Below are 13,975 nucleotides of genomic sequence, written 5' to 3'. Positions count from 1 at the left end.
TCAGACGCTTAGAACGTCTGGCCGAGGGAAAATTGGAACACTTGAGTCTCGGCGTCATCCGGTTTCTTGACCGGCATGGCCAATGCGAAACTCAAAGGACCCAGTGCAGTGACCCACGTCACACCTACACCAACAGAACTGGCCATATTGCTCAGGCTAATGTCGTTGCACTTGGTGTCGGACTTCGTGCCATCAGCATTTGTGGTATCCGAGCACGACGAATCGAACACGTTACCCACATCCCAGAATACCGAGGTACGCAGGGAGCGTTGATCTTTGACGAACGGCAGCGGGAACAGAACTTCCACACCGCCCTGGATCAGGACGTTACCACCGAACGGCAGTGGATCCTGGTCCGGGTCGAACGCTGTACCAGGGTTCTTGCCGGTACTTGGCGTACTGCGAGGACCCAGGGTGCTGTCCTTGAAGCCGCGTACCGAGTTGAAACCACCAGCATAGTAGTTTTCATAGAATGGCAAGCCGTCGGTCGAACCGTAACCATCGCCATAACCCAACTCGGTGTGCAGGCGCATGGTGTAGTTCTCGCTCAATGGCTGGAACAACTGGCCACGGTAGTCGAGCTTGAAGAACGACAGGTCACTGCCTGGAATCGTGGATTCCAGCACCAGGCTCTGGGAATGACCACGGGTAGCGAGCACGCCCTTGTTCAGGGTGGACTCGGACCAACCGGCCGAAGCCTTGAAGTTCAGGTACTTGTCGCCTTCCTTGTTAACGAAGTCGAAGATCTCGTCAACGGTGTAAACGCCTGTCTTGATTTCGTCTTGTTGCGCATTCAGGCCGAAGGTCAGACGCGATGTCTCGCTGATTGGATAACCGACACTGACACCGGCACCCAGGCTGTCTACGGCGTAGCTGGCGACGTCAGTATCGAGGTCATCGTAGTCAGTCGTGCGGTAGAAGGCGTTGTAACCCAGGCTCACGCCATCGGCGGTCCAGTAGGGGTCGACGAAACCGAAGTTGTAGCGGGTCTGGTATTCGCTTTTGGTCAATCCGACGCTGACCTTGTTACCGGTACCCAGGAAGTTGTTCTGGGTGATCGAACCACCGAGAATCAGACCGGCGCTCTGGGCGAAACCGACGCTGGCGGTAATCGAACCGGAGGCTTGCTCTTCAACGCTGTAGTTGACGTCCACCTGGTCATCGACACCCGGTACGGCCGGGGTTTCGACGTTGACTTCCTTGAAGAAGCCCAGACGCTCCAGACGGGTCTTGGATTGATCGATCAGGTAGGTCGAAGCCCAGCCGCCTTCCATCTGACGCATTTCACGACGCAGCACTTCGTCTTCGGACTTGGTGTTGCCACGGAAGTTGATGCGATTCACGTAGGCACGCTTGCCCGGATCGACCGCGAACAGGATGTCCACGGTGTGATCTTCATCGTGCGGCTGAGGCACGCCGTTGACGTTGGCGAAGGTGTAGCCTTCGTTACCCAGGCGACGGGTGATCAGTTCGGAAGTGGTGGTCATCAGCTTGCGCGAGAACACCTGGCCTTTTTGCACCAGCAACAGGGACTTGATCTGGTCTTCAGGGACTTTCAGGTCGCCGCTGAGCTTGACGTCACGAACGGTGTATTTCTCGCCTTCGTTGACGTTGACGGTGATGTAGACGTGTTTCTTGTCCGGCGTAATGGAAACCTGGGTCGAAGCGATATCCATGTTGATATAGCCACGGTCCAGGTAGTAGGAACGCAGACGCTCCAGGTCACCGGACAGTTTTTCACGGGCGTACTTGTCATCGTTCTTGAAGAACGACAACCAGTTGGTGGTCTTGAGTTCGAAAAGGTCGATCAGGTCTTCATCGGGGAAGACCGTGTTGCCCACCACGTTGATGTGCTGGATAGCCGCAACGGTACCTTCGTTGATGTTGACCTTCAGGCCAACGCGGTTACGCGGCTGCGGCACCACTTCGGTGTCGACGGTAGCCGAGTAGCGACCCTGGGCGACGTATTGGCGCTGCAGTTCGTTACGCACACCTTCAAGGGTGGCACGCTGGAAGATCTCGCCTTCGGCCAGACCGGATTGCTTGAGGCCTTTCATCAGGTCTTCGGTAGAGATCGCCTTGTTGCCTTCGATCTCGATACTGGCGACCGACGGGCGCTCGACTACCGTGATGACCAGGACGTTGCCATCGCGGCCCAGCTGGATATCTTGAAAGAAACCGGTTTTGAACAACGCACGAGTGGATTCCACCAGGCGACGATCATCCGCCTGTTCACCGACGTTCAACGGCAAAGCACCAAAGACGCTACCCGCGGAGACCCGCTGGAGGCCATTGACGCGAATATCAGAGATAGTGAAGGACTCGGCGTGAACTTCGGCGATCATCAATACGGTGAGAACCGCAGTTAGCAGCAGACGTTTCATGAAGTCCTTTCTTATTCCAACTGGCAATAAACAAACTGCCGCAAAATGCGGCAGATTCGCAATTCAGCGACGTTACAGACGACCCAGATCATTAACCAGAGCGAGCAACATCACTCCGATCACCAAACTGATGCCGATCTGTATCCCCCAACCTTGCACCCGATCCGACAAGGGACGACCACGCGCCCACTCGATCAGATAAAACAACAAATGCCCCCCATCCAGCACAGGAATGGGCAGCAAATTCAGAACTCCCAGGCTAATACTCAGATAAGCAAGGAAATTCAGGAAATCAGCAACACCCGACTGGGCCGAAGCGCCCGCCACTTTAGCAATGGTTATCGGTCCACTCAAGTTTTTTACCGAGAGCTCGCCGAACAACATTTTCTTCAGTGAATCGAGGGTCAGCACGCTCATGGTCCAGGTGCGCCGAGCCCCCTCGCCAATCGCTGCCAATGGTCCATAACTGACCTCGCGGAGCATCTCCGGCGGCCAATCGACAGCCTTCACCCCTGCCCCCAGGTAGCCGTTGGGTGACTTGCTCTCGCCGCGAGCGGCAAGCGTCACCGGGACGTCGATTTGAGCACCGTCTCGCTCGACCCGCAGCATGATTTTGGTATCAGGATGCATACGGACGGTATCGACGACTTGCTGCCAATCATCCAGCGCACGACCATCGAGCGCCAGCAACCGGTCACCGGTCTTCAGGCCGGCAGCCTGGGCCGGCCCCTTTGGATCAAGTTCGGCCAGAACAGGCGGCAATGCCGGGCGCCACGGGCGAATCCCCAACGAATGAATGGGGTCGGGTTCGTCAGCGCCTTTGAGCCATTTATCCAACGCAAGTTCACGTGGCGAATCGGTCGTCGAGCCTTGCTCGCGAACCAGCACCTGCAATGAGCCGCTTTCGCCCAGACGACGAACCAGTTGCAGATTCACCTCCGCCCAGCCGGAAGTCAGCTCACCATCAATGGCCACGATTTCCTGGCCGGGACTCAAACCCGCCTTGGCCGCGATGCTGCCAGACTCGACAGCCCCGATGACCGGACGCACCTGCTCGCTGCCGAGCATTGCCAGCCCCCAGAAGAACACCAATGCCAGCAGGAAGTTGGCGATCGGCCCCGCCGCTACAATGGCAATGCGCTGACGAACGGATTTACGATTGAAGGATTGATCAAGCTGATCGGACGGCACTTCGCCTTCGCGCTCGTCGAGCATTTTCACGTAGCCGCCCAACGGGATGGCGGCAACGACGAATTCGGTGCCCTGCTTGTCGTGCCAACGCAGCAAAGGCGTGCCGAAGCCTACGGAGAAGCGCAGCACCTTGACCCCACAGCGACGCGCGACCCAGAAGTGGCCGAACTCGTGGAAGGTGACCAGCACACCCAGAGCGACCAGGGTGCCGACAATCATATAGAGCGCGCTCATCTACTTTCTCCGCAATCCTATTCGCTGCTGCCTGGGTGGACTATCTACAGCATTTACCGGCCGTGACGGCTCAACCATTGTCCGGCCAGCAATCGCGCTTTCGCGTCTGCCGTGAACACTGCCTCGAGATCATCCACTGCCACGACGGGCTCCAGACTCAGTACTTCCTCGATGATACTCGCGATTTCCGGGTAACGAACCCGCTCGTCGAGAAATGCCGCCACCGCCACTTCATTTGCCGCATTGAGCATGGCTGGCGCGCTATTACCCGCCTCGGCCGCCTGACGCGCCAGACGCAAACAAGGGAAACGTTCTTCATCGGGCGCCTGGAAGTCCAGCCGTGCAATGGCAAACAGATCCAGCGGCGCCACACCCGAATCGATCCGCTCCGGCCAGGCCAGAGCATTGGCGATGGGCGTGCGCATGTCCGGATTACCCAGCTGCGCCAAGACAGAACCATCGACGTAGTCAACCAGCGAATGGATCACACTTTGCGGGTGAATCACCACCTCGACCTGGGATGGCCTGGCATCGAACAGCCAGCAGGCTTCGATCAGCTCAAGCCCTTTGTTCATCATGCTGGCCGAGTCCACGGAAATCTTTCGCCCCATGGACCAGTTCGGATGCGCACACGCCTGTTCAGGTGAAACATGCGCCAATTCAGCCAGTGGTGTCTGACGGAACGGACCGCCGGAAGCCGTCAGCAAAATCCGGCGTACGCCGACTGCCTCGAGGCCACGGGCATAATCGTGCGGCATGCACTGGAAAATGGCGTTGTGCTCGCTATCGATCGGCAGCAATACCGAACCACTCTTGCGCACCGCCTGCATGAACAGCGCGCCGGACATCACCAGCGCTTCTTTATTGGCCAGGAGGATCTTCTTGCCCGCCTCGACCGCCGCCAGCGTCGGGCGCAATCCCGCCGCACCGACGATGGCCGCCATGACCGTATCGACTTCCGGATCGGAAGCGACCTGACACAAACCTTCTTCACCCACCAGAACACGGGTTGAAAGACCCGCCGCGCGCAAATCATCCTGCAAGGTGCGGGCAGCCGCGACCTCAGGCACTACGGCAAATCGCGGGATATGGCGCACGCAGAGCGCCAGCAATTCACTCAAGCGAGTGAAGCCACTCAAGGCAAAGACCTGGTAACGATCAGGATGACGAGCGACGACGTCGAGCGTACTCAGGCCAATCGAACCGGTTGCCCCCAGAACGGTAATCTGTTGCGGGCGGCTCATGGTGCCGCCATCCACAACAGCACGGCGAACACCGGAATGGCCGCTGTCAGGCTGTCGATACGATCCAGCACACCACCGTGCCCCGGAAGCAGATTGCTGCTGTCCTTGATCCCGGACTGACGCTTGAACATGCTTTCAGTGAGATCGCCCACCACCGAAATGAACACGATCAGCGCAGCACAGATCAGTCCTTTGAACAGCTGCGCCACCGTCCAGTCGCGCACCAGAGCAACGAGCGTGGTAATGACCAGGCTCAGCGCCAGACCACCGTACACGCCCTCCCAGCTTTTGCCCGGACTGACCTGCGGCGCGAGTTTACGCTTGCCGAAAGCACGACCGGAGAAGTAGGCACCGATATCGGCACCCCAGACCAGCACCATCACCGCCATGATCAGCCAGTTACCCAGCGGGTACTGCTTGATCTGCACCAGCCCCTGCCAGGCCGGCAGGAGAATCAACAGGCCGATCACCAGCTTGGTCGCCGCACTGGACCAATGCTCGCTCGAACGCGGATAGGTCAGTACCAGATACGTCGCCACCGCCCACCACAGCACCGAAGCGCCCAATACCCAAGGCGCCAGCCCGGGCAGGATGTACATGACGAACAGCATCAAGGCGACCACAGCAGCAAAACCGACGCGGAACGCTTGACCGGCGAAACCCGCCAGACGCGCCCATTCCCATGCACCAAGGGTAACTACCAGCCCGATGAAGAGTGCAAAACCGGAACCCTCAAGCAGGAAAAACCCGCACAGGGCAATCGGCAGCAGGATCAGCGCGGTGATGATTCGTTGTTTAAGCATTAAACCCGGGCTCCAGCCTCGACCTGCTCGCTCGTTTTACCGAAGCGGCGCTGGCGGGAAGCGTAATCGGCCAGCGCATTGCGCATGGCATCGTGTTTGAAGTCCGGCCAGAACAGGTCGGAGAAATACAGCTCGGCATAGGCCAGTTGCCAGAGCAGGAAATTACTGATGCGATGCTCGCCACCGGTACGAATACACAAGTCAGGCAACGGCAGGTCGCCTGTGACCAGGCAGGTCTGCAGCAGATCAGGCGTGATGTCTTCCGGACGCAAGTGTCCGGCCTGAACCTCTCGTGCCAGTCGTTGCGCCGCTTGCGCGATATCCCACTGACCGCCGTAATTGGCGGCGATCTGCAGGACAAAACGATTGGCGCCAACCGTCATGGCCTCGGCTTCGCGCATGGCAGCCTGCAGCTCGGGATGAAAGCGCGAGCGGTCACCAATGATGCGCAGGCTGATGTTGTTGTCGTTGAGGCGCTTGGCCTCACGACGTAGCGCCCTGAAGAACAGATCCATCAAAGCGCTGACCTCATCGGCCGGACGCTGCCAGTTCTCACTGGAGAAGGCGAACAGGGTCAGCACTTCGACCTTGGCCTCGGCACAGACCTCAATGACCGCACGTACCGCATCCACGCCCGCTTTATGCCCGGCGACACCTGGCATAAAGCGTTTTTTTGCCCAGCGATTATTACCATCCATGATGATCGCGACATGGCGCGGCACCGCGGACGGTGCAGTCTGTTTAGTCTTATCCATGAAAACGCGACTCTTATACGGCCATCAGGTCTTTTTCTTTCTCCGCCAACTTAGCGTCGATTTCAGCTACGAACTTCTTGGTCAGATCGTCGATCTCGCCAGTGGCGCGACGTTCTTCGTCTTCGCTGATTTCCTTTTCCTTGACCAGATCCTTCAGCGAGCTGTTCGCATCGCGACGGATGTTGCGCACGGCAACACGGGCATCTTCAGCCACATCGCGAGCCTGCTTGGTGAAACCGCGACGGGTTTCTTCGGTCAGGGCCGGCATGCTGATCAGCAGCAGCTCACCAAGGTTGGTCGGGTTCAGGTTCAGACCTGCACTGCCGATCGCCTTGTCGACAGCACCCAGCATGTTGCGCTCGAAGGCAACGACTTGCAGGGTACGGGCGTCTTTGACGGTGATGTTGGCCACTTGCTTGATCGGGGTGTCGGAACCGTAGTACGGCACCATCACGCCTTCCAGAATGCTCGGGTGCGCTTGACCGGTACGAATGCGGCCGAAGTTGTGCGCCAGCGATTCCACGGACTTCTGCATGCGCTCTTTAGCGTCTTTCTTGATTTCGTTGATCATTGTTGGCCTTCCTCGATCAGGGTTCCTTCAGCGCCGCCATGTACGATGTTCAGCAGAGCGCCGGGCTTGTTCATGTTAAATACGCGTAGCGGCATCTTGTGGTCGCGGCACAGGCAAATGGCCGTCAGATCCATAACACCCAGCTTGCGATCCAGCACTTCATCGTAAGTCAGATGATCGAACTTCTCGGCATGCGGGTCTTTGAACGGGTCAGCGGTGTAGACGCCATCGACCTTGGTCGCCTTGAGCACGACATCGGCATCGATCTCGATTGCACGCAGGCAGGCAGCCGAATCCGTCGTAAAGAACGGGTTGCCGGTACCGGCCGCGAAAATCACCACGTCCTTGGAGTTCAAGTGGCGCATGGCCTTGCGGCGATCATAGTGATCGGTCACACCAACCATGGAAATAGCGGACATCACGATGGCCGAGATGTTGGCGCGCTCAAGGGCGTCGCGCATGGCCAGGGCGTTCATCACAGTGGCCAGCATGCCCATGTGGTCGCCGGTCACCCGATCCATGCCAGCTTTGCTCAGCGCTTCACCGCGGAACAGGTTGCCACCACCGATAACCAGACCGACCTGAACACCGATGCCGACCAGCTGGCCAACTTCCAATGCCATGCGATCCAGAACTTTCGGATCGATCCCGAACTCTTCCGAGCCCATCAGGGCCTCGCCGCTGAGCTTGAGTAGAATGCGTTTATAGCGAGCCTGATAACCACTGCCCTGCTGAGCCATTGCGAATCTCTCCTGCGGCGTATTTTAAAAATTCTTTGCGAGCTGTTTACAGCTGGCGTTCACTCTAGCTTGGCGCTGCTTCAGCGCCATCGGAACATGGCTTTGTAAGCCAGTTCCAAATGGAAACCAATAAAAATTGGTGCCCCATCTGAAAAGAGGCTGCGCGCGTGAGCGGGCAGCCTCTTCTGGGCGACAGTTAAAAAACCGTCTTATTGCTTGGCAGCAGCCAGCTGGGCAGCAACTTCTTCTGCGAAGTTGTCCACTGGCTTCTCGATGCCTTCGCCTACTTTGAAGTAGGTGAAGGAAACGATTTCAGCGCCGGCTTTCTTGGCCAGAGCACCTACGGTGACTTCCGGGTTCATGACGAAAGCTTGCTCGACCAGGCTGGCTTCAGCCAGGAACTTGGTGATACGACCAGCGATCATCTTCTCGACGATTTCAGCCGGCTTGCCTTTCATCTTGTCTTCGTTCAAAGACAGGAAAACGGCTTTTTCGCGCTCGATGGCTTCTGGCGAAACCTGCGATGGCAGCAGGAACTCAGGGTTGCTTGCAGCCACGTGCATGGCGATCTCTTTGGCCAGCTGAACATCGCCGCCCTTGAGAACAACAGCAACACCGATCTTGTTACCGTGCAGGTAGGTGCCGACAACGTCGCCCTCTACACGCACCAGGCGACGGATGTTGACGTTTTCGCCAACTTTGGCAACCAGTGCTTCACGAGCCGATTCCTGAGCGGCGATCAGCGGAGCTGCGTCGGTCAGTTTTTCGTCGAAGGCTTTCTCTACGCTGGCAGCAACGAAGTTCTTGAAGTCGTCTTGCAGGGCCAGGAAGTCGGTCTGCGAGTTGACTTCCAGCAGCACGGCTGCCTTGTCGTCGGCCTTGATGGCGATAGCGCCTTCAGCGGCAACGTTGCCGGCTTTCTTGGCGGCCTTGATGGCGCCCGAAGCACGCATGTCATCAATGGCTTTCTCGATGTCGCCGCCAGCCTTGGTCAAGGCCTTTTTGCAGTCCATCATGCCTTCGCCAGTACGCTCGCGCAGTTCTTTGACCAACGCTGCAGTAATCTCTGCCATTTCAAAATCCTCTTGGATAGGTTTTCAACCATTCCACCCGATCGAACGGGCGATCAATTCTTCCCGAACCACCCTTGTTAGCTGCCGCACATTACAGATAGAGCAGTGGGCGCCGACAAATGGTTTTCGAGGTGGCAAAAAGGGGGCCAAGCCCCCTTTTTGCTTACTGAGTCAACGCCAAGGCGTCAATTACTCAGCTGCTGCTACCGGAGCTTCTTCAACGAAAACTTCGGTGCCGCCGGCAACGTTGTTGCGGCCACGGATCACAGCGTCAGCCATCGAACCCATGTACAGCTGGATAGCGCGGATTGCGTCATCGTTGCCTGGGATGATGTAGTCAACGCCTTCCGGGCTGCTGTTGGTATCGACTACGCCGATAACCGGGATACCCAGCTTGTTGGCTTCGGTGATCGCGATGCGCTCGTGATCAACGTCGATAACGAACAGAGCGTCTGGCAGACCGCCCATGTCCTTGATACCACCCAGGGAACGATCCAGCTTTTCCAGGTCACGAGTGCGCATCAGCGCTTCTTTCTTGGTCAGCTTGGCGAAAGTACCGTCTTCGGCTTGAACTTCAAGGTCACGCAGACGCTTGATGGAAGCACGGATGGTTTTGAAGTTGGTCAGCATGCCGCCCAACCAGCGGTGATCGACGTACGGCGAGCCGCAACGTGCTGCTTCTTCAGCAACGATCTTGCCAGCGGAACGCTTGGTGCCGACGAACAGAATCTTGTTTTTGCCCTGGGCCAGACGCTCTACGAAAGTCAGAGCTTCGTTGAACATTGGCAGGGTTTTTTCAAGGTTGATGATGTGGATCTTGTTACGCGCGCCGAAAATGTACTTGCCCATTTTCGGGTTCCAGTAACGGGTCTGGTGACCGAAGTGCACACCGGCCTTCAGCATATCGCGCATGTTGACTTGGGACATGATAGTTCCTTAATAAGTCGGGTTTGGCCTCCACGTATCCCAATGACCAACCAGCAGCATCAGCTGAAGGCACCCAGGTCATCGTGTCGACACGTGTGTGGATTTAGGCTTTTCGGGACATCCCCGGAAAGCGGCGCATTTTATATCACAAGGCAGGGCAAAACGGAACCCGGATTCTGAAATCCTGGCGAGCGCTTTGCGCCATCCCTTGGAATCCACCAAGAATGCACCATTCTATAGAGAGAAGCGATGCACACAGGCGCAGATTTGCGCTGATCGTCTGGTAGAATCGTATTTTTCAGGGCTGCGAAGACCCATCGCGCAATGCCCTTTCCGTTCAGAAAGCGCCGCCTGGCGCAGAGAGAGCCCGTATGACCGTCACCCTCAAAACTCCCGAGGATATCGCCAAAATGCGTATCGCCGGCAAACTGGCCGCCGATGTGCTGGAAATGATTGCCGAACATGTCAAGCCGGGCGTTACCACCGATCAACTGAACCAGATCTGCCACGACTACATCGTCAATGAGCAGAAAGCCATCCCTGCCCCGCTCAACTACAAGGGCTATCCAAAGTCGATCTGCACGTCGATCAACCATGTGGTCTGCCACGGCATCCCGAACGACAAGCCGCTCAAAGACGGCGATACACTGAACATCGACGTCACCGTCATCAAGGACGGCTACCACGGCGACACCAGCCGGATGTTCCACGTCGGCACCGTGCCGGTCTGGGCCGAGCGCCTGTCCCAGGTGACCCAGGAATGCATGTACAAGGCGATTGAAATCGTCAAGCCCGGCTGCCGCCTGGGCGATATCGGTGAAATCATCCAGAAGCACGCTGAAAAGAACGGATTCTCGGTGGTTCGCGAATTCTGCGGCCACGGTATCGGCAAGGTGTTCCACGAAGAGCCGCAGATCCTGCACTACGGCCGCGCTGGCACCGGCATGGAACTCAAGGCCGGCATGACCTTCACCATCGAGCCGATGATCAACCAGGGCCGTGCCGACACCAAGGTTCTGGGCGACGGCTGGACCGCGATCACCAAGGACCGCAAGCTCTCGGCACAGTGGGAACACACCCTGCTGGTGACCGAAACCGGTTACGAGATCTTCACCCTGCGCAGCGATGACACCATCCCTCGCGTTTCGGCCTGATCTCGCCAGCGTATCTCGCCTATAGAAAGGAAAGCCAATCGATGCCGCAGGTGGACCCCGAACTCTTCGACCGTGGCCAGTTCCAGGCTGAACTGGCCCTGAAGGCAAGCCCGATCGCGGCCTTCAAGAAGGCGATCCGCCAGGCCCGCGAGGTGCTCGACGCACGCTTTCGCAATGGCCGGGACATTCGTCGACTGATCGAGGATCGCGCCTGGTTCGTCGACAACATCCTGCAAAAGGCCTGGGAACAGTTCAGCTGGAGCGAGGACGCCGACATCGCGCTGGTCGCGGTCGGCGGCTACGGCCGCGGTGAATTGCACCCTTATTCCGACATCGATTTGCTGATCCTGCTGGACAGCGCGGACCACGAAGTTTTCCGCGATTCGATCGAACGCTTTCTGACACTGTTGTGGGACATCGGCCTGGAGGTCGGTCAGAGCGTTCGCTCGGTCGACGAATGCGCCGTCGAGGCCCGCGCCGACCTGACGGTCGTCACCAACCTGATGGAAAGCCGCACCATCGCCGGCCCCGAGCGTTTGCGCCAGCGCATGCTGGACGTCACCAGCACCGGGCACATGTGGCCAAGCAAGGACTTCTTTCTGGCCAAGCGTGCCGAACAAAAGGCCCGGCACCACAAGTACAACGACACCGAATACAATCTGGAACCCAACGTCAAGGGCTCGCCCGGCGGCCTGCGGGATATCCAGACGATTCTGTGGGTGGCCCGTCGCGAGTACGGCACCCTGAACCTGAGGGCACTGGCCGGCGAAGGCTTCCTGGTCGAGAGTGAAAACGCCCTGCTGGCCTCTTCCCAGGAATTCCTGTGGAAAGTTCGCTATGCCCTGCACATGCTCGCCGGTCGCGCCGAAGACCGCCTGCTGTTCGATCACCAGCGCACCATTGCCGGGCTGCTGGGCTTCAAAGGCGACGACGCCAAGCAAGCCATCGAAAATTTCATGCAGCAGTATTACCGGGTGGTGATGAGCATCGCCCAGCTCAGCGACCTGATCATCCAGCACTTCGAGGAAGTCATCCTCGCACCGGAAGACGAGGCACCACCGCAGCCGATCAACTCGCGCTTCCAGTTGCATGATGGCTATATCGAAGCACGCAACCACAACGTATTCCGCCGCACGCCGTTCGCCATGCTGGAAATTTTCGTATTGATGGCCCAGCAGCCGGAAATCAAGGGCGTGCGCGCCGACACCATTCGCATGCTGCGGGAAAGCCGTCACCTGATCGACGACGACTTCCGCAACGATATTCGCAACACCAGCCTGTTTATCGAGCTGTTCAAGTGCAAGATCGGTATCCACCGCAACCTGCGACGAATGAACCGCTACGGCATCCTGGGTCGTTATCTGCCCGAATTCGGCTTTATCGTCGGGCAGATGCAGCATGACCTGTTCCACATCTATACGGTCGATGCCCATACCCTGAACCTGATCAAGCACCTGCGTAAGCTGCAGTACACTCAGGTGTCGGAAAAATTCCCGCTGGCCAGCAAGCTCATGGGTAAGTTACCCAAACCCGAGCTGATCTACATGGCCGGCCTGTACCACGATATCGGCAAAGGCCGCCATGGCGACCACTCGGACATCGGCGCGGTCGACGCCGAAGCGTTTTGCCAGCGCCATCAACTGCCATTGTGGGACAGCCGCCTGATCGTGTGGCTGGTGCAAAACCATCTGGTGATGTCGACCACCGCCCAGCGCAAGGACCTTTCCGACCCGCAGGTGATCCACGACTTCGCACAGATCGTCGGCGACGAAACCCGCCTTGACTACCTGTATGTGCTGACCGTCGCCGACATCAACGCCACCAACCCGACGCTGTGGAATTCCTGGCGCGCCAGCCTGCTGCGCCAGCTCTACACCGAAACCAAGCGTGCCCTGCGTCGCGGCCTGGAGAATCCGGTGGATCGCGAAGAGCAGATCCGCCAGACCCAGAGCGCCGCCCTGGACATTCTGGTACGCGGCGGCACCGACCCGGACGATGTCGAGCAGCTGTGGGCGCAGTTGGGTGATGACTATTTCCTGCGCCATACCGCCGGCGATGTGGCCTGGCACAGCGACGCGATCCTCCAGCAACCGGCCGATGGCGGGCCGCTGGTGCTGATCAAGGAGACTACCCAGCGCGAGTTCGAAGGCGGGACCCAGATTTTCATCTACGCCCCCGACCAGCACGACTTCTTCGCCGTGACCGTGGCCGCGATGGACCAGCTCAACCTGAACATCCATGACGCCCGGGTCATCACCTCCAGCAGCCAGTTCACCCTCGACACCTACATTGTGCTCGACACCGACGGCGACTCGATTGGCGACAACCCGGCACGGGTCAAACAGATCCGCGACGGCCTTACCGAGGCCCTGCGCAACCCGGACAACTACCCGACCATCATCCAGCGCCGGGTACCGCGCCAGCTCAAGCATTTCGCCTTTGCACCACAGGTAACGATCCATAACGACGCCCAGCGGCAGGTGACGGTGCTGGAACTCACGGCACCCGACCGCCCGGGCCTGCTGGCGCGGATCGGCACGATTTTCCTGGAGTTCGATCTGTCGCTGCAAAACGCCAAGATCGCCACCCTCGGCGAGCGCGTGGAAGACGTGTTCTTCATCACCGACGCCCACAATCAGCCGCTGTCCGACCCGCTGCTGTGCAGCCGCCTGCAGGATGCGATCGTCGAACAACTGAGCGTCAACCAGGAACCCGATATCAAACTAACGCGCATCAGCATCTGACTTAACAACGGCCCGCCTTTTGTAGGAGCGAGCTTGCTCGCGATGAACTCAAATACGCCGCGTTATTCTGGCAAGAACGCGTTATCGTTGACGACCATCGCGAGCAAGCTCGCTCCTACAGGGACCAGCGCCGCTCCAACACCGAACGAGATTTA

At 58.3% G+C, this 13,975-nt stretch carries 11 protein-coding genes; 2 read left to right on the top strand and 9 right to left on the bottom strand.

What is annotated here, in order from left to right; translation table 11 throughout:
- Positions 1 to 8 precede the first annotated feature (8 nt).
- From bamA to rpsB, 9 genes are all read right to left on the bottom strand, one after another.
- The gene (bamA, locus tag PPUTUW4_RS05610) at positions 9 to 2,384 is read right to left on the bottom strand and encodes an outer membrane protein assembly factor BamA (RefSeq protein ID WP_015093767.1); all 2,376 of its coding nucleotides are present in this window, start codon (positions 2,382 to 2,384) and stop codon (positions 9 to 11) included.
- A gap of 72 nt (positions 2,385 to 2,456) precedes the next feature.
- Complete coding sequence (rseP, locus tag PPUTUW4_RS05605) at positions 2,457 to 3,809, bottom strand: sigma E protease regulator RseP (RefSeq protein ID WP_015093766.1); 1,353 nt, start codon at positions 3,807 to 3,809, stop codon at positions 2,457 to 2,459.
- Between the two features lie 53 nt (positions 3,810 to 3,862).
- Positions 3,863 to 5,053 (bottom strand): 1-deoxy-D-xylulose-5-phosphate reductoisomerase, encoded by a 1,191-nt coding sequence (gene ispC, locus PPUTUW4_RS05600; RefSeq protein ID WP_015093765.1) that lies wholly within the window; start codon positions 5,051 to 5,053, stop codon positions 3,863 to 3,865.
- A complete protein-coding gene (locus PPUTUW4_RS05595) occupies positions 5,050 to 5,856 on the bottom strand; it encodes a phosphatidate cytidylyltransferase (RefSeq protein WP_015093764.1) in 807 nt (268 codons plus the stop codon). Before PPUTUW4_RS05595 ends, ispC begins: the two co-directional genes overlap by 4 nt.
- The gene (uppS, locus tag PPUTUW4_RS05590; RefSeq protein ID WP_015093763.1) at positions 5,856 to 6,611 is read right to left on the bottom strand and encodes a polyprenyl diphosphate synthase; all 756 of its coding nucleotides are present in this window, start codon (positions 6,609 to 6,611) and stop codon (positions 5,856 to 5,858) included. Before uppS ends, PPUTUW4_RS05595 begins: the two co-directional genes overlap by 1 nt.
- Before the next feature lie 13 nt (positions 6,612 to 6,624).
- On the bottom strand, positions 6,625 to 7,182 hold the full coding sequence (gene frr, locus PPUTUW4_RS05585; RefSeq protein ID WP_007978385.1) for a ribosome recycling factor: 558 nt from the start codon (positions 7,180 to 7,182) through the stop codon (positions 6,625 to 6,627).
- A complete protein-coding gene (gene pyrH / locus PPUTUW4_RS05580; RefSeq protein ID WP_003222124.1) occupies positions 7,179 to 7,922 on the bottom strand; it encodes a UMP kinase in 744 nt (247 codons plus the stop codon). Before pyrH ends, frr begins: the two co-directional genes overlap by 4 nt.
- A gap of 209 nt (positions 7,923 to 8,131) precedes the next feature.
- A complete protein-coding gene (gene tsf / locus PPUTUW4_RS05575) occupies positions 8,132 to 8,995 on the bottom strand; it encodes a translation elongation factor Ts (RefSeq protein ID WP_015093762.1) in 864 nt (287 codons plus the stop codon).
- A 189-nt stretch (positions 8,996 to 9,184) separates the two neighbouring features.
- Positions 9,185 to 9,922, bottom strand: a complete 738-nt coding sequence (rpsB, locus tag PPUTUW4_RS05570; RefSeq protein WP_007978390.1) for a 30S ribosomal protein S2 — start codon at positions 9,920 to 9,922, stop codon at positions 9,185 to 9,187.
- A 293-nt stretch (positions 9,923 to 10,215) separates the two neighbouring features.
- Between rpsB and map the strand changes: the two genes are divergently transcribed.
- Together map and PPUTUW4_RS05560 are read left to right on the top strand one after the other, a co-directional pair.
- A complete protein-coding gene (gene map, locus PPUTUW4_RS05565; RefSeq protein ID WP_302470070.1) occupies positions 10,216 to 11,076 on the top strand; it encodes a type I methionyl aminopeptidase in 861 nt (286 codons plus the stop codon).
- A gap of 41 nt (positions 11,077 to 11,117) precedes the next feature.
- On the top strand, positions 11,118 to 13,820 hold the full coding sequence (locus PPUTUW4_RS05560) for a [protein-PII] uridylyltransferase (RefSeq protein WP_015093760.1): 2,703 nt from the start codon (positions 11,118 to 11,120) through the stop codon (positions 13,818 to 13,820).
- Positions 13,821 to 13,975 lie beyond the last annotated feature (155 nt).

Source organism: Pseudomonas sp. UW4 (genome assembly GCF_000316175.1).
GTDB lineage: Bacteria > Pseudomonadota > Gammaproteobacteria > Pseudomonadales > Pseudomonadaceae > Aquipseudomonas > Aquipseudomonas laurylsulfatiphila.
Note: the sequence above shows the minus strand (reverse complement) of the source record. Positions and strands in the feature narration are given on the sequence as shown.

Excerpts from the sequence above, each read along its gene's own strand:
- bamA (WP_015093767.1), bottom strand. The coding sequence starts at position 2,384 with ATGAAACGTCTGCTGCTAACTGCGGTTCTCACCGTATTGATGATCGCC.
- rseP (WP_015093766.1), bottom strand. The coding sequence starts at position 3,809 with ATGAGCGCGCTCTATATGATTGTCGGCACCCTGGTCGCTCTGGGTGTG.
- ispC (WP_015093765.1), bottom strand. The coding sequence starts at position 5,053 with ATGAGCCGCCCGCAACAGATTACCGTTCTGGGGGCAACCGGTTCGATT.
- PPUTUW4_RS05595 (WP_015093764.1), bottom strand. The coding sequence starts at position 5,856 with ATGCTTAAACAACGAATCATCACCGCGCTGATCCTGCTGCCGATTGCC.
- uppS (WP_015093763.1), bottom strand. The coding sequence starts at position 6,611 with ATGGATAAGACTAAACAGACTGCACCGTCCGCGGTGCCGCGCCATGTC.
- frr (WP_007978385.1), bottom strand. The coding sequence starts at position 7,182 with ATGATCAACGAAATCAAGAAAGACGCTAAAGAGCGCATGCAGAAGTCC.
- pyrH (WP_003222124.1), bottom strand. The coding sequence starts at position 7,922 with ATGGCTCAGCAGGGCAGTGGTTATCAGGCTCGCTATAAACGCATTCTA.
- tsf (WP_015093762.1), bottom strand. The coding sequence starts at position 8,995 with ATGGCAGAGATTACTGCAGCGTTGGTCAAAGAACTGCGCGAGCGTACT.
- rpsB (WP_007978390.1), bottom strand. The coding sequence starts at position 9,922 with ATGTCCCAAGTCAACATGCGCGATATGCTGAAGGCCGGTGTGCACTTC.
- PPUTUW4_RS05560 (WP_015093760.1), top strand. The coding sequence starts at position 11,118 with ATGCCGCAGGTGGACCCCGAACTCTTCGACCGTGGCCAGTTCCAGGCT.